The following is a 16903-nucleotide window of genomic DNA, read 5'->3' as shown; positions in this document are numbered from 1 at the left end:
GCTACGTAAGCACGGTCAGCGTCAGTTCCACGGCTCCGAGCAGAAGCGCCAGCACGGACGTTCCGAGTCCGGCCACCAGGAGCAGCCCGGGATGGGCCAGCCCCACGACGACCCTCCTCAGCCGCGGCCTGCCGCGCAGGAACTTCGCCGGCACCCGCGCGCCCGGCGGGTCCTGTTTCCAGCCGCGGATGCGGCGCAGGAACCAGGCGCAGCGGGCGATGAAGGCAAGCCACAGTACGGTCACGACGAGCGGTACCGCGGCGAGGAGCAGGTTGAATCCCAGGGCGGTGACTTCCCGCTCGGACGCGTTGACGACGGACTGGATGGTGGTGGAGATCGAGGCGCTCATCACCACGGAGACGCCCCAGACGAGGAACGCGGCCGTCAGGGCCAGGAACCGGACAAAGAAGTGCCCCAGCACCGAGTCCTTCGTCGGCTTGAGATACCGGCGGGGCGTGGCCTGCAGCACGGCGATGGTGGCCAGCAGGGTGGGCAGCGCGGCCATCCCGACCAGGACGTACCAGGACCATCCCGCGACGTCGAAGTAATCGTCCGCAACGATCAGCGCCGCCCAGAATGCCGCCCAGACCCAGCCGGCGGTGAGCGGACGGCTGACCAGCCAGTCGGGCAGCCACGGGTCATCGGCGGCGGCCGGGGGTGTCTGCGGGCCCTCCAGGGCGCTCATGAGCCCGGCTGCGGAGGGCCCGGCGGGCCGGCGGCCACGGTGCCGGCTCCGCCGTCGACCGTGATGACCTGCCCGGTGGTGAGCAGGGAGGTGGCATCCGGGACGCCGACGACTGCAGGAATCCCGTATTCCCGGGCGACGACGGCGCCGTGCGAGTTGGGGCCGCCCATTTCCATCACCAGTCCGCCGGCTGTCAGGAACAGCGGCGTCCAGCCGGGATCCGTGGAAGGTGCCACCAGAATCTCGCCCGGTTCCAGCCGCGCCCCTTCCGGCTCGAGGATGACCCGTGCGGCGGCGGTGACCGTTCCGGCCGACGCGGGGCTGCCGGTCAGCACGCCGTCCGCAGCGCCGCCACCGCCGGGCCGCAAGGCCTCCGGCTCGGTCCCGTCCGAGAGCAGCACCCGGGGGATGTGCCGGCGGCCGAGTTCGCTCTCGTAGTCCTGCCGGCGCTGCGTCACAAGCCGGTGCAGGTCAGTCCCGTTGAGGCCGGCGCGGGCCTCGAGCAGCTCCAGGAAGAAGATGTCCGCTGCCTGGTCGATCCGGCCGGCGGCAGCCAGCTCCGCGCCGACGGCCTGCAGCTGCGCCCGGGCTGCGGCCAGGCCCTCCACGAGGTGGTACTTCGGCAGCTCCCGCAGCCCGGCAAACATCCTGGTGCGGCGCAGCGCGGCCCGGACCAGCGCCGCACGCAGCCGGCCTCGCTGCCCCTCGGCCAGCCGGTCCACCTGGTCCTCGGCAGCCTGGGCCGCCCGGCCGAACTGCAGGTCCGGTGCCTGGCCGGGATCCTCGAGCCGGAGGTAGTTGGCCAGGACGCCGAAGAGGTGGGTCGGGTCCTCGGACCAGCGGGGCATCCCCAGATCGATCTCGGCGACCGCCCGGTGGCCGTAGCGGGCCAGGAACCCGGCAACGCCGGACTGCACGACGCCGGGCAGCGTCCCGGCGCGGTAACGCCGGCCCAGCTCGGCGGCGCCGGGGCCGTCCGTGCCGGCCCCGTCCGTCCCCGCCCCGTCCGTCCCGGCACTGCCCGTGGCGTCCGCCGCGCCGGAAAACACAGCAGCCGCTGCGGCGTCGGCCCGGATCGTCGATGCGAGCCGCCAGAGTGCCAGATCCATCTCGGTGGTGACGTTGTTCGGCAGCCCCCGCAGCACCGGCTGCAGGGCACCCTGCGCTGCGCCCGGCCCCAGCAGCCGGCCGACCGCCGCCAGCAGCGCGAAGCCCAGGGCCGGCAGCGGCAGGATGCGGGGCACCACGGCGAAGAGCTCCCGGCCGAGGATCCGCTCCACGTGATCCAGCCGCTGCACCCCGCTGGCTCCGGCGGGTACGGTGAGGGCGGCGCGGAACCGCGCACCGGTTGCCTCCGCCCGGCCCAGCGCTGCCTCCGGCCGGACCACGGCGCGCAGCAGCGATCCCGGGACTCCGCCCCGTACGGCCACCGGCACCACGTGCCGCAACAGCGGCCACGGCGACCTGCTGGTGACCGAAAACCGGGGGTCGGTGAAGAGCTGGCGCAGCACGGTCGCGGAGCGGGCTTCCATCACATCGAAGACGCGGGGCACGATCGCGCGGCCGACAGCGCTGCGCAGTACCGTGGTCAGGTCGAAAAAGATCCGCTGGCCGGCCGCGGCGTAGGGCGAGGGGCCCGCGTGCGGGGCGGGAACCTCGAACTGCGCGGCGCTGGCCACCGACGAGGCGATCAGGCGGAATCCGGCCAGGCCCATCGGGGTCAGCGGGCGGGTCAGGCCCTGGGCCAGGCTGAGGCACAGATAAACCCGGGTGCCGTCGGGGTTCCGCCGTTCCGGCACCGGGAAGAGCGTGGTGATGGGCCGGGACTGCGTCAGCCAGGCGGTTCCGGCGTCGTCGATGGCCCATTCCAGGTCCTGCGGCGCACCGAAGTGCGCCTCCGCACGCCGGCCCAGCCGCTCCAGCACCCGCAGGCCGGCGTCGTCGATGCAGGGCTGCACGCCGGCGTCGGGCAGGGCCGTGCGTTCGGTTCCCCCGCCCGGCAGCGTGCGGACGGCCAGCTCCTTGCTGCCGATCCGCCGTTCCAGCACCTGCCCGGTGCGGCTGTCGACGACGAAATGATCCGGGTTCACCACGCCGGAAACCACCGCCTCGCCGAGCCCGGGGCTGGCGTCGATCACGGCCTCGTGCCGCCGCCCGGTCACCGGATTCGCGGTAAACAGGACACCGGCAACGGTGGCGTCCACCATCTGCTGGACCACGACGGCGAGGGCCACGTCCGAGGGGCTGATCCCCTGGGCGGCGCGGTAGCTGACCGCCCGGTCGGTCCACAGCGACGCCCAGCAGCGCCGCACGGCGGCGAGCACCGCGTCGGCTCCCACGACGTTCAGGATGGTGTCCTGCTGGCCGGCAAAACTCGCGAACGGCAGGTCCTCTGCTGTCGCGGAGGACCTGACAGCGACGGGCACGTCGTCACCCAGGGTCCGGTACGCCGTGCGGACAGCGTCGGCGATCTCGGCCGGAACGTCCGCGGCCAGGACCCGGGTCCGCGCCGCCGCGGCCAGCGCGGCAAGACCGTCAAGGTCCGCCGGGGCGGTGGCAGCCAGCTCGGCGTGGAGGTCCCCAAGCCCGGCGGTCCCGGTGGCCTGCCGGTAGGCCGCCGTGGTGAGGCAGAAACCGGGCGGCACGGGCAGTCCGGCTCGCAGCAGTTCGCCGAGGTTGGCCGCCTTGCCGCCGACGACAGGCAGCAGCGCTGCCGCCAGCGAGTCCAGGCCGAGCACCAGCGGAGGTGCCGCGTGCGGTTCCCGGCGGAGTTGCTCGCCGGGCTCACCCGGAGGTTGCTGCTGCACCTGGCGGTCCTCCGTTCGACACTGAAGCTGCCGGGTCCGGGTTCGGCTTAGGAGTCGCCGGACATCGGGCCGAAGCGGGGCCGGTCGGCCAGCCGCGGATCGTCACGGTCCGGGATCACCATGACCGGGCCCTTGGCGTGGTGCAGGATGCCGTCCGAGGTGGAGCCAAGCAGCATCTCGGCGAAGCCGCCGCGGCCGCGGGTGCCGACCACGACGAGTTCGACGCGCCGGCTCGCCTCGACCAGGATGTCCACCGGGGAGCCGTCAACGAGCTGGGTCTGGACCTCGAGGCTGGGATAGTGGCTCTTCAGCCATGCCACCCCGGCGTCGAGCTGCGTCCGGATATCGGCGAAGAGCGCCTGCCGGTCCATCGGCGCCGGAACCCAGGCCAGTGAGCCGCTGTATTCCGGAACGGCGCAGACCAGCCGCAGCGGTGCGGAGAGCCGCTCCGCCTGGGCTGCCGCGTCGAGCACGGCGACCCGGGCCTGTTCCGACCCGTCCACGCCGACCACCACGACGTTTTCGACCGGCTGGTGCCCGGTCCGTTCCCGCTCGGCCCGGACATGCTTGTCCTGGGTGGTCTCCCCCAGCCGGTCGCCGCAGATCAAGGGCACGGTGACGGTGGGGCATTTGGCGTGGGCGGGCAGGGCACTGCTGACCGAGCCGAGGAGCCGGCCGACGAAGCCGCCCCGGCCGCGGGTACCGAACACGAGCAGCTCGGCCTCGGCGCTCAGTTCCAGCAGCACGCCGGAAGCGTCGCCGTTCTCCACCGAGGCGTCGACGTCGATGTTGTAGCCGGATACCTTGTCCAGGGCCTGCTGCAGGATCGCTTCGGCGCCCTCCCGGATCACCGAGTCGTCCACCGTGGCGTAGCCGCCGTCCAGCCCGGAAGCGGCAAACACCGGAACGGAGTAGGCGGTCACGAGGTGCAGCGGACTGTGCCGGCGCTCGGCTTCGCGCGCGGCCCAGACCACGGCGCAGTGGCTGTGCTCGGACCCGTCCACTCCGACCACGATTCCCCGATGGGCGGGCTGCTCGCGTGCGTCCCCGGCCGGATCCGGATGCTCCTGTTCTCGGGCCATGGGGTCCGCCTCCTCGGGTCGCTGGCCGTGTTGCGGCTATTCTGCCAGAACTCTACGGCTCCGGCGCTCTCCCTCAAACGTGGAAATATACCGGCCCTCCTGCCCCTATCCAGTACCAGCAATGTTGGGTATCCTCTGAGACGTTGCTGAACCGAGACTCGTCTTTCAGATTCGCCGCTTGCGGAGGACGGCAGGCGGGCCTCGGAACAGCGTCCCGGGCAGCTTGTCCGGACCGCACCATCGGAGAAAGGACCCGCAGTGTCGAGCATGCCTGTTTATGGCGGAATCGAACGGACCAACACCCTGGTCATTGGCACGGGCCTGTCCGGGCTGGCGGTGGCGAGCGAACTGCAGCGCCGGGGCGTCGGCTCCATTGTGGTGGACGGCCTGGATCTGCTCGGCGCCGGGAACCCTGCCAACACCTCCTCGCTGCAGCGCTGTGACGCTGCCGATGCGGCCACCCTGAGGGAGCGCAACGAGATCCTCCGGCATCTGCGCAACTACGCCAGCAACCACAATCTTGATGTCCGCAACAACGTCCGGGCCCTGCAGTTGGACCACCTGGACGCGGACCACCCCGCCGGCGCTGCGGGCGTCCACGAATCCGGGCGGCCGGCGCAGCAGTGGGCCGTCAGCACCCCCGGCGGGATCCTGTACGCCGACCACCTGGTCCTCACCCGGTGCGCCCACAGCCAGCTGCGCCGGATGCTGGCGGACCTGGGGGTAGCGACCGGCCGCAACCTGGTTGCGGCCATGCACGCGCTCGGCATGTACCTGGTGGGCGTCGGCGAGCTCATCACTCCCACGCCCAAGGAAGTGCTCCGCCAGGCGAAACTGGTAGGCCAGGCGATTTCGGCCAAGGTCTACCCCGACGGGACGCCTTCCCTGCTGCCCGGCCCTTTAGCCCTGCCGGCCTAGGCGTCCGCCCCGGGCGACCGGACCTCGGGACTGCCGTCCACCGTGCCCGGGCTGTCGGGGCTGTCGACCCCGGCTTCGTCGACGTCGGCTTCGTCGCCGCCGTCGGCGTCGCCGCCGTCGCCCTCGCTAAGCCGGCGCTTCGCCATCAGGCCCAGCGCCACCAGGATGCCCACGGCCACCGCCACAAAAACCACGATGCTCCACGGAAACGGCTGGGACGCGTCCGGCGCAGCCGCCGGGGTGACGGTGGTGCCGGGGGCGGCGGTGCCCAGCGTGGGCACGGACTCCGAGCCGGGCGCAGCGCCGGACGCCGCCGGGGCCCCTGCGGCGGCCGCGCTGGCGGTGAAGCTGAAGGTGCCTTCGATCGGGTGTCCGTCGGCGCTGACTACGCGCCATTGCACCGTGTAGGAGCCGCGCGGCGCCCCGGTGCGCAGCGGCTGTGAGACCACATTGTCCACCACCTGCGCCGCGCCGTCGGCCCAGTCCACGCCCGAAGCATCGGCGACCTTGATCTGGGTGCCGAGGACCAACGGGCGGTTGGTGACGGTGAGCGAAACCTTCTGCGGCGGCGTCGGTACCGTCGCATTCGCCGCCGGGCTGGTCGACTCCACCGTGTCGTGCGCGGCGGCCGGCCCGGCGCCCAGCAGGGCTGTCCCTAGCAGCACTGATGCGATCGCGATCAGGCCCAGCAGGGCGCCCGGAAGTTTTCTGATGATGCGCATCGCTGCAGGCTCCTAGTGTTGGCTTCCTTACAGACTAGGCGAGTTTGGCGGGTGGGCGCCGTCACGCCTAATAAGATCTACCTAACACCCCTTTTCCCTCCCGGAGGACCAATGCTTAAGCAGGGCTCTGCACTCGACCGGTATTTTAAGATTTCCGAGCGGGGATCGAACTTTTCCCGCGAGATCCGGGGCGGGTTCGCGACCTTCTTCGCAATGAGCTACATCGTGGTGCTGAACCCGCTGATCCTGGGCGGCCCCGATTCCTCCGGCGCCACCCTCGGCTTCCCGGCCGTTGCCGCCGCCACCGCCTTCGTCGCCGGTATCCTCACCATCCTGATGGGGGCCTGGGCCAAGCACCCCTTCGCGCTGGCCACCGGCCTGGGCGTGAACGCCTTCGCCGCCGTTACCGTGGCCACCAACCCCGGCCTGACCTGGCCGGACATGATGGGCCTGATCATGCTCTCCGGTGTGACCATGCTGATCCTGGTGCTGACCGGTTTCCGTACCGCGGTGTTCAGGGCCGTCCCGGACGGGCTGAAGACCGCCATCGTCGTCGGGATCGGCCTGTTCATTGCGCTGATCGGTCTGGTCAACGCCGGCTTCGTGCGCCGCATCCCCGACGTCGCCGGCACCACCGTACCGGTGGGGCTGGGCTTCGACGGCAAGCTCCTGGGCTGGCCCACCCTGGTCTTCGTCTTCGGTCTGGTCCTGACCATCGCCCTGGTGGTCCGCAAGGTCAAGGGCGCCATCCTGATCGGCATCATCACTTCGACGGCGCTGTCCGTGATCCTCGAGCTCACCCTGCACATCGGTCCCAGTGTCCAGCCGGGCAAGCCGTTCAACCCGCAGGGCTGGTCCCTGGTGGCCCCGCAGTTCTCCGAATGGGCCGCACCGGACCTGTCCCTGATCGGCAAGGCCAACCCGTTCGGCGCCTTTGAGCACCTCGGTGTGGTTGCCGCCGCGCTGCTGGTCTTCGTGATCCTGCTCAGCATCTTCTTCGACGCCATGGGCACCATGGTGGGACTCGCCACCGAGGCAGGCACCATCGACAAGGACGGCAACATCCCCAACGTGGACCGCGTGCTCCAGATCGACGCGATCGGCGCCATCGCCGGCGGCGGCTCGTCGGTCTCCTCCAACCAGATCTTCGTCGAGTCCGGCGCCGGCATCGGCGAAGGCGCCCGGACCGGCCTGGCCTCGGTCGTCACCGGCCTGCTGCTGCTGGTCGCCATGTTCTTCACCCCGCTGATCAACCTGGTCCCGTTCGAGGCGGTGGCGCCGGCCCTCGTCGTCGTCGGCTTCATGATGGTCTCCCAGGTCGGCAAGATCGACTGGCAGGACTGGGGCATCGCGATCCCGGCGTTCCTGACCTTCGCCCTGATGCCGTTCACCTACTCGATCGCCAACGGCCTCGGCGCCGGGTTCATCTCCTTCGCGCTGATCCGGCTCTTCCAGGGCCGTGCCCGCGAGGTGCACCCGCTGATGTGGGCCGTGGCGGCCGCGTTCCTGCTGTTCTTCGGGATCGGCCCGATTGAGGCCGCGCTGGGCCTGAAGTAGGCCCCGGCCCCGTGCAGGTCCGCCGAGCTGGCAGATCGCGGCAGTGTTGTTCGCCGGCATTGCCGTGAGCTGCCAGCTCGGCGCTAAATTCAGAGCGGCGTCCGGGATTTCGGACACGCCGACGGCGGTGCCGCTGGTGTTCCGCCCGGCGCTGCGGTGAGCTTGGGTATGCCCAGCACCGACCGCACCGTCGACAGCCCGCCGAAGCCCTGGACCGGGCGGTTCGACGGCGACGGCGCCGAGCACCGCCGCTGGTGGCAGGCGGTCAGTCCCTGCCCGCTGCCGTTGCCGCCCGTTCCGGCCGGCGGCCGCCGGCCCGCGGTGATCCTGGGTTTCGGCTGCGACGCCGGGGTGCGCCGCAACAAGGGCCGCACCGGGGCCGCGGACGCCCCGGCAGCGCTTCGTGCCGCACTGGGACCGCTCGCCTTCCACCTGGACCGTGAAGTCCACGACGCCGGCGACGTCACCGTGGCCGGGGATGCGCTGGAGGACGGGCAGGCCCGGGCCGGGCGGGCTGTCGCGGGGCTGCTGGATGCCGGTGCGCTGCCGGTGGTTCTGGGCGGCGGCCACGAGACTGCGTTTGCCAGCTACCTGGGGCTGGCCGGTTCCGCGCGGGTCCGTGACGGGCTGCGCGTCGGCGTCCTGAACCTGGACGCGCACTTCGATCTCCGTGACGAGCCGCTGCCCAGTTCCGGCACCCCTTTCCTGCAGATGGCCCGGGCGGAAGCCGCCGCGGGTCGAAAACTGCAGTACGCCGTCGTCGGGATCTCCGAGCCCAACAACACGCCGGCACTGTTCCGGACTGCCACGGAACTGGGGGTGGAGTACCTGCTGGATGAGGACTGCGCCGCCGACACCGTGCGGGATTTCGTGGCGGCGTTCCTGGCCCGGCTGGATGCGCTGTACCTGACCATCGACCTGGACGTGCTGCCGGCGTCGGTGGCTCCCGGGGTGAGTGCGCCGGCCGCCTACGGCGTTCCGCTGCCGGTGATCAGCGCCGTTTGCCGCCAGCTGGCCGCGAGCGGGAAGCTGCTGCTGCTGGACGTCGCGGAACTGAACCCGGCGTTCGACGTCGACGGCCGCACCGCCAAGGTGGCGGCCCGGCTGATCAGCACCCTGCTGCGGTAGCCCGCGTACTGCCGGGCGGGGCCGCCGGGCCGGGCCCGCGTACTGGCGGGCCGGAGCTGGCGGCGGTCAGATCGCGGTCAGCGGCGCCTGGCCCTCATCGCCGTGCTGCTCCAACGCACGGCGCTGCCGCAGCCGGTCCAGCCGGTTCATCACCGGCGCCGTCGTGGCGCCGTGCAGCACGATCGACAGGGCGACGACGAGTCCCACGAGTGCCCAGAGTTCGTGGGCCTGGTCGCCGAAGTGGCCCTGGCCGAGGGCGAACGCAAGATAGTAGAGCGAGCCGATGCCGCGGATCCCGAAGAACGCGATCGCGCCGCGCTCCCGGGGCCCGGTCTTGCCCCGCGCGAGCCCGAACCACCCCGCCAGCGGGCGTACCAGCAGCAGGAAGGCCAGCGCCACCAGCACCTCGGCCCAGCCGATCCCGGCCAGCAGGCCGCGGGCGATCGCTCCGCCCAACAGGACGAGGATGACCACCGTCATCAGCCGCTCCAGTTGTTCCACGTACGAATGCAGCACCCGGTGAAAGCCATGCGTGCGCTCGGCCGCGCGGATCGTTACGGCGCAGACGAAGACCGCGACGAACCCGTAGCCGCCCGCCAGCTGCGTCACCCCGTAGGCCAGGAAGGTGGCCGCCAGCGCCACGAATCCCTCGGAGTGGTTGGACAGCCGGATGCTCTCGTGCCGGGCGGAGAAGAACAGCCTGCCAAGCAGCTTCCCCATCGCCAGTCCCAGCAGCACGCCGACGCCGATGCGCCACAGGACGTCCACCGCGAGCCAGTGCGCCAGCCAGCCGGACGGCGCCGCCCCGACCGAGCTGATGGCGATCGCGAGGTAGACAAAGGGGAAGGCGAGGCCATCATTCAGGCCGGCCTCGGAGGTGAGCGTAAAGCGGATCTCATCCTCCCGTTCCGTGCCCGCTTCCTCGTCGGCCGGTTCCCCCACCTGCACTTCGGAGGCCAGCACCGGGTCGGTGGGGGCGAGGGCGGACGCGACCAGCAGTGCGGCCCCGAGCCCAAGGCCCAGGAACCAGAGCCCCAGCAGGGTCAGCCCCAGGATGCACAGCGGCATGGCCAGGCCGAGCATCCGCCACGTCGTGGACCACCGCCGCAGGCCGGGAGGACGGTCCAGCGCCAGTCCGGCCCCCATCAGCGAGATGATGACGCACACCTCGGTCAGGTGGGTGACGAAGTCCCCGTGTTGCAGCGGGTCCGGGTCCGGCAGCTCGGGCATCAGGGTGAAGGTCAGCATGCCGGCGCCCAGAAAGACCATGGGCATCGAGAGGGGCGCGTTGCGCAGCAGCTTGGGCAGCACCGCCGCGATAAACACGGCGATCCCGGCCGCGGTGAAGACAACACTGGACGGTTCGAGCATCCCCCCATTCTTATACCCGTTTCCCATGCCGTGATAGGCACACTCCGGATCCGCGTCCGGGAAGGCGCGCCGGACAGACTAGAATAGAGGGCGGCCAAATGGCCGGATTCTACGAAAGACCTGTTAATGAACACACACACTATGACCGCCGGGGCTTCCGAGGCCACGTCGATCAAGCTCTCGTTTGCCAGCGCCCAGGAAGTCCACCACGGCCTCGAAAGCGCCGTCAACACCCTGATCGCCTCGGCCGTCCAGGACCGCCGCTGCGGTATCCGGGTTACCCGCCACGAACCCGGCCAGTACACCGTGGCACTGGACGAGACCGTGCCATTCGGTGAGACCCACGAGGTTATGGCCGCCTAGCGCACGAGCCGGCAGGCGCCGCGGGCCGGTAAGGGGATTCCCTCACCGGCCCTTTGCGTTCCCGGGGTCCAGTACCGTCCGGGCGGCCGTCAGGCGAGCAGGCCGACGGCGGATTCGGCCGCGAGCCGGATCTCACCCGTGGCCACCAGACGGTCCGCTGCCTCCAGTTCCGGCGACAGGAAGCGGTCCGTTCCCGGCCCGTCCACGACGGTGCGCAGCGCCGCGACGACCGCCGCGCCGGCCGGTCCCGGGGTGAGTTCGCCGCCGGAGTGCTGCGTGCGGATGTCCAGGGCCCGGCCCGCGGCCACGAGTTCGATCGCCAGCACCCGGCGCAGGTTCTCCACCGCGCGCCGCAGTTTCCGCGCTGCGTGCCAGCCCATCGAGACGTGGTCCTCCTGCATCGCGGAGCTCGGGATGGAATCCACCGACGCCGGTACGGCCAGCCGCTTGTTGTCGGAGACGAGGCCGGCCTGGGTGTACTGCGCGATCATCAGGCCCGAGTCCACGCCCGGGTCTGCGGCCAGGAAGGCCGGCAGCCCGTGTGAGCGGGCCGGATCCAGCATCCGGTCGGTCCTGCGTTCGGCGATGGAGCTCAGGTCCGCGACCGCGATCGCGAGGAAGTCCAGGACGTAGGCCACCGGGGCGCCGTGGAAATTGCCGTTGGAACTGACCCTGCCATCCGGCAGGACCACCGGATTGTCGATCGCGGCGGCCAGTTCGCGGGAGGCGACCAGGGCGGCGTGGTCGACGGTGTCGCGGACCGCGCCGGCCACCTGCGGGGCGCAGCGCAGCGAGTAGGCGTCCTGAACCTTGGTGTCGTTGATCCGGTGCGAGGCTACGATCGCGGAGTTGGACAGCACGCGGAGCATGTTCTCCGCCGCGGCCGCCTGGCCCGGGTGCGGCCGGAGCGCGCCGTGCAGCTCCGGCCGGAACACCTGGTCCGTGCCGAGCAGCGCCTCCACGCTGAGCGCGGCGGTGATGTCCGCCGTCGTGAGCAACAGCCGGAGGTCCGCGATGGCCATCAGCAGCATCCCCAGCATGCCTTCGGTGCCGTTGACGAGCGCCAGGCCCTCCTTCTCCGCCAGGGTGACCGGCACGATCCCGTGCGCGGCGAGGAGTTCTGCCACCGGCGGTTCGCCGCGGCCACCGTAGCGGACGCCGTCGGGCCCTTCCGCCTCCCCTTCGCCCATCAGCACCAGGGCGCAGTGCGAGAGCGGCGCGAGGTCCCCGGAGCAGCCCAGCGAGCCGAACTCACGGACCACGGGCGTGATGCCGGCGTTGAGCAGATCCACCATGGTCTGCAGGACCACGGGCCGGACGCCGGTACGCCCGGAGGCCAGGGTCTTGGCGCGCAGGAACATGATGCCCCGGACCACCTCGCGCTCCACGGCGGGCCCCATGCCGGCAGCGTGGCTACGGATGAGGGACTTCTGCAGCTGGGTGCGGAGTTCGGCGGGGATGTGCCGGTTCGCCAGGGCGCCGAAGCCGGTGGAGATGCCGTAGGCCGGCACCTCACTGTGCGCGAGGTCGTCGATGTGGGCGCGGACCTTGGCGACGGCGTCGAGGGCGTCCTGGTCAACGGTCACCTGGGCGTCGTGGCGGGCGACGGCGACGACGTCCTCGGGGGTGACGCCGCTGGAGCCGAGGGTGACGGTGAGCGGTGAGTACGTGGTGACGGTCATGATTCCTACTTCTCTGGGGCCACGCGAGCAGGGTTCCCTGAGGGGGCTCGTGGGGATCGATTGCTCCGTAACGGCCCTTCTGAAGGCTCAAAACGGCGTTTACGGAGCAATCGACGGGGATTTGCGGGCTTGGTTAGCGGGACTCGGACATCGGGATCCGGACCCCGCGCTCCGCGGCGACCTCGACGGCCCGGTCATACCCGGCGTCGGCGTGGCGGATGACGCCCATGCCGGGGTCGTTGGTGAGCAGGCGTTCGAGTTTCTGCGCGGCGAGGTCGGTGCCGTCGGCGACGGAGACCTGACCGGCGTGGATGGAGCGGCCGATCCCTACGCCGCCGCCGTGGTGAATCGAGACCCAGGTGGCGCCGGAGGCGGTGTTGAGCAGCGCGTTGAGCAGCGGCCAGTCGGCGATCGCGTCCGAGCCGTCGGCCATCGCCTCGGTTTCGCGGTACGGCGAAGCGACGGAGCCGGAGTCGAGGTGGTCCCGGCCGATCACGATGGGCGCCTGGACCTTGCCCTCCGCCACGAGCCGGTTGAACAGCAGACCGGCTTTGGCACGGTCGCCGTAGCCGAGCCAGCAGATCCGGGCCGGCAGGCCCTCGAATTCGACGCGTTCGGCGGCGGCATCGAGCCAGCGGTGCAGGTGTTTGTTCTCCGGGAAGAGGTCCTTGATGGCTGCATCGGTGACGCGGATGTCCTCGGGGTCACCGGACAAGGCCACCCAGCGGAACGGACCGAGCCCCTCGCAGAACAGCGGCCGGATGTAGGCCGGGACGAAACCGGGGAATTCGAAGGCCCGGCCGTAGCCGCCCTTGCGCGCCTCGTCGCGGATGGAGTTGCCGTAGTCGAAGACCTCGGCGCCGGCGTCCTGGAACTCGACCATGGCCTGGACCTGCCTGGCCATGGAGGCCTGCGCCTTCTTGGTGAAACCCTCCGGATCAGCTTCTGCCTCACGGTGCCACTCGGCCACGGAGATGCCCTCGGGCAGGTAGCTCAGCGGATCGTGCGCGGAGGTCTGGTCCGTGACGATGTCGACCGTGAGTTCGCCGGCGGTGTGGCGGCGCAGGATCTCCGGGAAGACCTCCGCGGCGTTGCCGACGTAGCCCACGGACCAGCCGCGGCGTTCCTCCTTGGCTTTGAGCACCTTGGCGATGGCCGCGTCGAGGTCGGTCTCCACCTCATCCAGGTAGCGCTTGCCGGCGCGGCGGCGGAGCCGGGTCTCGTCGACGTCGACGATCAGGCAGGCGCCGTCGTTCAGCGTGACGGCGAGCGGCTGCGCACCGCCCATGCCGCCGCAGCCGCCGGTGAGGGTCAGGGTGCCGGCCAGGGTGCCGTCGTCGTTGCCGGTGAGTTTGCGGGCGATCGCGGCGAAGGTCTCGAAGGTGCCCTGCAGGATGCCCTGGGTGCCGATGTAGATCCAGGAGCCGGCGGTCATCTGGCCGTACATCATCAGGCCCTCGGCCTCGAGCCGGCGGAATTCGGGCCAGGTCGCCCAGTCGCCGACCAGGTTGGAGTTGGCCAGCAGCACGCGCGGGGCCCATTCGTTGGTGCGGAAGACGCCGACCGGTTTGCCGGACTGAACCAGAAGGGTCTCGTCCGCCTCCATGGTTTCCAGGGTCCGGGTGATCGCGTCGAACGCGGCCCAGGACCGGACGGCGCGGCCGGTGCCGCCGTAGACCACCAGCTCATCCGGGCGTTCCGCGACCTCGGGGTCCAGGTTGTTCATCAGCATGCGCAGCGGCGCTTCGGTCTGCCAGCTCTTGGCGGTGAGCGTCGTGCCGCGGGCTGCCTTGACCGGGCGGGCACCGGTGCTGAAGTCGGCGGGTGCCATGGGGGCTCCTTCGTTAACGGGCCGCTTCGGTGGTGCGGGCCTTGCTTAACTAAAGCCCCTCCGCTGCCGCGCCAAAAGGGCGTTGCTGCCGCAGCTGTCCGGGATGCCAGACCCAGCCGGCCCTCAGGTGGTGCCGTTTGGCGGACTCAAAACGACGGCTGCTGCGGGCCGGCCGGGCCGGGGCGGCCGTGGATCCGGAGCGAGAGGTCGTCCGCCGTCTTCGTGATCCGTGCGGCCAGGACCGGCCACTGCTCGGCCGGCAGTTTGTCTTCCAGGAACGTCACCGCCACCGCCGCCGTGGGCCAGCCCGCGTGGTCCGTCACCACGGCGGCGATGGAACCGAACCCGGGCGTGACTTCGCCGTGTTCGGTGGCATAACCGCGCTGCCTCACCTGGTCCAGGTGCGAGGACAGGGCGGAGTACTTCATGATCGCGCCTTCCATCTCGTGCCGGGCGGTGAAGGCGGCGGCATTCGGGTACAGCGCGCGGACCTGGGATTTGGGCAGCGCCGCGAGGATGGCGCGGCCGCTGGCGGTGAGGTGGCTGGGCAGCCGGACGCCGACGTCGGTCACCAGTGACGGGCGGTTCTTGGCCCGTTCCTCCACGATGTACAGCACGTCCCGCCCGTGCAGCACGGCCAGGTGTGCGCTCTCGCCGATTGCGTCCACCAGCGAGGCCAGCAGCGGCCGGCCGAGGCGGGACAGCGGTTCCTGCCGGGAGTAGGCCGAGCTCAACTCGAAGGCGCTGATGCCCAGCCCGTACCGCTGCTCCTCGTGCAGGTGCAGGACAAAGCCGTTGGCCTCCATGACCCCCAGCAGATGGTAGACGCTGGAGCGGGGCAGGCCGAGCGAGGCGGCAATGGTCGACGCCGCCATCGGCCCGCGCTTGGACGCGAGCAGTTTCAGGATCCGCAACGTATTTTCGGCGGCGGGCACCTTGGACCCGACCCTGGCCGCAGTCGGCTTCGGCGGGCTGTCAGGGGCAGTCCCTGATTCAACGTTGCTGGTGACGGCAGGCATGCTTTCCTCTCCGGCTTTCATAAGTATGTCTTGGATCCCGTACTTAAGCATGCGCCCGGCCACCGCCGGTAGCTCACACGCCGTCCGCCCCGCATCTGGGATACCGGGCAAGCTGCCTGCTACAGCGCGGGCCCATCGCCCCTAGCCGCGGACCCCGGAGGGGTGGTTCGCTGGACCAAGCCGCAGGAGCGGTGCGGGGAACTGCGAAGCGGAGGACCAGTGCGGGACCCGGTAGGGGTAAAACTTGTCACGATCAGGACGCTCCACACTTTCGCCTGGTTCACGATCGAGGCCGCGATGGTCTACGTCCTCTATGCCGGCCTCCGGGGCCGCTCGGACCGGAAAGCCGCAATGGCCGGAGCCGTCGTCCTTACCGAAACCGCGGTTTTCGCCGGCAACGGCTTCCACTGCCCGCTGACGGCGGTGGCGGAACGCCTGGGCGCGGCCAGTGGCTCAGTAACGGACATCTACCTGCCGAAGTGGTTTGCCCACAACCTCCCGGCGATCCATGTGCCGTTGCTGGTGCTCGCCGTCGCGCTTCACTGGCGGAATCTGCGCCGCCGGTGCCCGACGCCGCCTGTGGCGACCAAGTAGCCGATGGTGACGGTGAGGTATTTGTTACTCGTGTGATTCATGGGGTTCTGTTCCTACAGTGGCAGGACGGGGTACCGGAGCTCAGACGGCAAGCCTGAAGTCCCGCCAGGTAGTGCCGGTCCCCGCGGCTGTGTTTCGTGAGCAGGCAAGGAGCAGTCCGATGGGCATTCCCTCAGCACAACGAGCCCGCCCTCGGCCCCGCCGCCGCGTACTCCGGGCGCTCGGGCAGGCCGCCCACCGCCTGCTGGAGCCCCGGGTCACCTTCCGGATTGGCCAGGTGGTCGTGGGCGACGACCCGTTTCACGGGCGGCGGGAAGGAAGGATCGAGGTTATCCGGGCACCGCACGTTGGACTGCGCGTCCCCGGGACGCCGGCCGGCACGCTGGTCTTCTATGACTACCGCACTCTCCGGTATCCCGAATAGACGCCGCCAGCCAGCCGCTTTCGAGGCACGACGACGGCGGCCCTTACGGGCGCGGCGGCCCGCCTGCATCCCTGCGGCGGAAGTCCCCCGGCCAGTCGGCCTTCCGGATCCGGCGGAGTTCTTCGACCGGCCCAAGGCGGCCCCACTCGTCCCGGCCGAGCCGCGCCAGTGGTCCAAGCAGCTCAATCCGCGGATGGCTGCCCTCCAGGACCTGCGCGGAAACGGCGGCGTGGGTGACCTCGCCGAATACCAGGACACAGTCACCCATGGCAAGGGTTGAATGCAACCGGCATTCGAGGGCGACCGGAGACTGCGCCACCCGGGGCACACTGACCGTCAGCCCGGGCTCCCGGGTGAGGCCGGCGGCGTCGAACTCGCTGACCTCCGGCGGGAAGTTGGTCCCTGTTGCGTTGACCTCGGCCAGAAAATCGGCCGGTGCGAGGTTGACCACGAACTCCCCGCGCTCGTTGATGCTCCGCAGCGTGTCCTTCCGGCCCACCGAGGTGAACTGGATGATCGGCGGCGTCACCGACGCGACCGTATAGAAGGAGTGCGGAGCGAGGTTGTCCACACCCTTTGCAGACGTGCTGGACACCCATGCGATCGGCCGCGGGACGATAACCGCGGTCAACAGCCGGTAGAACTCCGCCGAGGTCATTTCCGCCGGGCTGAAATCCTTGCGCATGCCTTCAGCCTAGCGGCGCCACCCGGCGACGAGAC

15 protein-coding genes are annotated in these 16903 nt (G+C 70.6%); 6 read left to right on the top strand and 9 right to left on the bottom strand.

What is annotated here, in order from left to right:
• Position 1: 1 nt before the first annotated feature.
• The 3 genes from AC3ANP_RS06540 to AC3ANP_RS06530 are packed head-to-tail and all read right to left on the bottom strand — an operon-like array spanning position 2 to position 4574.
• Positions 2 to 685, bottom strand: a complete 684-nt coding sequence (locus AC3ANP_RS06540; RefSeq protein ID WP_488332521.1) for a hypothetical protein — start codon at positions 683 to 685, stop codon at positions 2 to 4.
• The gene (locus tag AC3ANP_RS06535) at positions 682 to 3492 is read right to left on the bottom strand and encodes a PEP/pyruvate-binding domain-containing protein (protein WP_488332520.1); all 2811 of its coding nucleotides are present in this window, start codon (positions 3490 to 3492) and stop codon (positions 682 to 684) included. Before AC3ANP_RS06535 ends, AC3ANP_RS06540 begins: the two co-directional genes overlap by 4 nt.
• Positions 3493 to 3539: 47 nt before the next feature.
• Entirely contained in the window at positions 3540 to 4574 is a 1035-nt protein-coding gene (locus AC3ANP_RS06530) for a universal stress protein (RefSeq protein WP_488332519.1), read from the bottom strand.
• Positions 4575 to 4841: 267 nt separating this feature from the next.
• Between AC3ANP_RS06530 and AC3ANP_RS06525 the strand changes: the two genes are divergently transcribed.
• Positions 4842 to 5492, top strand: a complete 651-nt coding sequence (locus AC3ANP_RS06525; RefSeq protein WP_488332989.1) for an FAD-binding protein — start codon at positions 4842 to 4844, stop codon at positions 5490 to 5492.
• Here AC3ANP_RS06525 and AC3ANP_RS06520 read toward each other — a convergent pair.
• Positions 5489 to 6214, bottom strand: coding sequence for a copper resistance CopC family protein (locus tag AC3ANP_RS06520; RefSeq protein WP_488332518.1), 726 nt, complete (start codon positions 6212 to 6214; stop codon positions 5489 to 5491). The genes AC3ANP_RS06525 and AC3ANP_RS06520 overlap by 4 nt on opposite strands.
• Before the next feature lie 111 nt (positions 6215 to 6325).
• On the opposite strand from AC3ANP_RS06520, the gene AC3ANP_RS06515 reads away from it, so the two are divergent.
• On the top strand, positions 6326 to 7771 hold the full coding sequence (locus AC3ANP_RS06515; RefSeq protein WP_488332517.1) for an NCS2 family permease: 1446 nt from the start codon (positions 6326 to 6328) through the stop codon (positions 7769 to 7771).
• 168 nt (positions 7772 to 7939) lie between these two features.
• Positions 7940 to 8899, top strand: a complete 960-nt coding sequence (hutG, locus tag AC3ANP_RS06510) for a formimidoylglutamase (RefSeq protein ID WP_488332516.1) — start codon at positions 7940 to 7942, stop codon at positions 8897 to 8899.
• 66 nt (positions 8900 to 8965) lie between these two features.
• On the opposite strand, the gene AC3ANP_RS06505 is transcribed toward hutG, so the two are convergent.
• A complete protein-coding gene (locus AC3ANP_RS06505) occupies positions 8966 to 10270 on the bottom strand; it encodes a cation:proton antiporter (protein ID WP_488332515.1) in 1305 nt (434 codons plus the stop codon).
• Between the two features lie 126 nt (positions 10271 to 10396).
• Here AC3ANP_RS06505 and AC3ANP_RS06500 point away from each other — a divergent pair, with 126 nt between their 5' ends.
• Complete coding sequence (locus AC3ANP_RS06500; protein ID WP_488332514.1) at positions 10397 to 10633, top strand: hypothetical protein; 237 nt, start codon at positions 10397 to 10399, stop codon at positions 10631 to 10633.
• An 89-nt stretch (positions 10634 to 10722) separates the two neighbouring features.
• Here the strand turns inward: AC3ANP_RS06500 and hutH are convergent, their stop codons facing one another.
• The 3 genes from hutH to AC3ANP_RS06485 form a co-directional block, all read right to left on the bottom strand.
• Positions 10723 to 12315: a histidine ammonia-lyase gene (gene hutH, locus AC3ANP_RS06495; protein WP_488332513.1), complete on the bottom strand. Its 1593-nt coding sequence runs from the start codon at positions 12313 to 12315 to the stop codon at positions 10723 to 10725.
• A gap of 133 nt (positions 12316 to 12448) precedes the next feature.
• On the bottom strand, positions 12449 to 14146 hold the full coding sequence (gene hutU / locus AC3ANP_RS06490; protein WP_488332512.1) for a urocanate hydratase: 1698 nt from the start codon (positions 14144 to 14146) through the stop codon (positions 12449 to 12451).
• Positions 14147 to 14292: 146 nt separating this feature from the next.
• Positions 14293 to 15165 (bottom strand): IclR family transcriptional regulator, encoded by an 873-nt coding sequence (locus AC3ANP_RS06485; RefSeq protein ID WP_488332511.1) that lies wholly within the window; start codon positions 15163 to 15165, stop codon positions 14293 to 14295.
• A 219-nt stretch (positions 15166 to 15384) separates the two neighbouring features.
• Here AC3ANP_RS06485 and AC3ANP_RS06480 point away from each other — a divergent pair, with 219 nt between their 5' ends.
• Together AC3ANP_RS06480 and AC3ANP_RS06475 are read left to right on the top strand one after the other, a co-directional pair.
• On the top strand, positions 15385 to 15759 hold the full coding sequence (locus tag AC3ANP_RS06480) for a hypothetical protein (protein WP_488332510.1): 375 nt from the start codon (positions 15385 to 15387) through the stop codon (positions 15757 to 15759).
• Positions 15760 to 15919: 160 nt separating this feature from the next.
• The gene (locus AC3ANP_RS06475; RefSeq protein WP_488332509.1) at positions 15920 to 16183 is read left to right on the top strand and encodes a hypothetical protein; all 264 of its coding nucleotides are present in this window, start codon (positions 15920 to 15922) and stop codon (positions 16181 to 16183) included.
• Positions 16184 to 16226: 43 nt separating this feature from the next.
• Here AC3ANP_RS06475 and AC3ANP_RS06470 read toward each other — a convergent pair whose 3' ends face one another.
• The gene (locus tag AC3ANP_RS06470) at positions 16227 to 16868 is read right to left on the bottom strand and encodes a flavin reductase family protein (protein WP_488332508.1); all 642 of its coding nucleotides are present in this window, start codon (positions 16866 to 16868) and stop codon (positions 16227 to 16229) included.
• Positions 16869 to 16903 lie beyond the last annotated feature (35 nt).

The organism is Arthrobacter sp. JB02-1C (assembly GCF_057748045.1).
The sequence above is the reverse complement of the archived record's forward strand: the minus strand, read 5'-3'. Positions and strand labels throughout refer to the sequence as shown.

What these genes read in the sequence shown, in the direction of transcription:
- AC3ANP_RS06500 (WP_488332514.1), top strand. Translation starts at nt 10,397, where the DNA reads ATGAACACACACACTATGACCGCCGGGGCTTCCGAGGCCACGTCGATC.
- AC3ANP_RS06505 (WP_488332515.1), bottom strand. Translation starts at nt 10,270, where the DNA reads ATGCTCGAACCGTCCAGTGTTGTCTTCACCGCGGCCGGGATCGCCGTG.
- AC3ANP_RS06475 (WP_488332509.1), top strand. Translation starts at nt 15,920, where the DNA reads ATGGGCATTCCCTCAGCACAACGAGCCCGCCCTCGGCCCCGCCGCCGC.
- hutH (WP_488332513.1), bottom strand. Translation starts at nt 12,315, where the DNA reads ATGACCGTCACCACGTACTCACCGCTCACCGTCACCCTCGGCTCCAGC.
- AC3ANP_RS06515 (WP_488332517.1), top strand. Translation starts at nt 6,326, where the DNA reads ATGCTTAAGCAGGGCTCTGCACTCGACCGGTATTTTAAGATTTCCGAG.
- hutU (WP_488332512.1), bottom strand. Translation starts at nt 14,146, where the DNA reads ATGGCACCCGCCGACTTCAGCACCGGTGCCCGCCCGGTCAAGGCAGCC.
- AC3ANP_RS06485 (WP_488332511.1), bottom strand. Translation starts at nt 15,165, where the DNA reads ATGCCTGCCGTCACCAGCAACGTTGAATCAGGGACTGCCCCTGACAGC.
- AC3ANP_RS06540 (WP_488332521.1), bottom strand. Translation starts at nt 685, where the DNA reads ATGAGCGCCCTGGAGGGCCCGCAGACACCCCCGGCCGCCGCCGATGAC.
- hutG (WP_488332516.1), top strand. Translation starts at nt 7,940, where the DNA reads ATGCCCAGCACCGACCGCACCGTCGACAGCCCGCCGAAGCCCTGGACC.
- AC3ANP_RS06470 (WP_488332508.1), bottom strand. Translation starts at nt 16,868, where the DNA reads ATGCGCAAGGATTTCAGCCCGGCGGAAATGACCTCGGCGGAGTTCTAC.
- AC3ANP_RS06530 (WP_488332519.1), bottom strand. Translation starts at nt 4,574, where the DNA reads ATGGCCCGAGAACAGGAGCATCCGGATCCGGCCGGGGACGCACGCGAG.
- AC3ANP_RS06520 (WP_488332518.1), bottom strand. Translation starts at nt 6,214, where the DNA reads ATGCGCATCATCAGAAAACTTCCGGGCGCCCTGCTGGGCCTGATCGCG.
- AC3ANP_RS06525 (WP_488332989.1), top strand. Translation starts at nt 4,842, where the DNA reads ATGCCTGTTTATGGCGGAATCGAACGGACCAACACCCTGGTCATTGGC.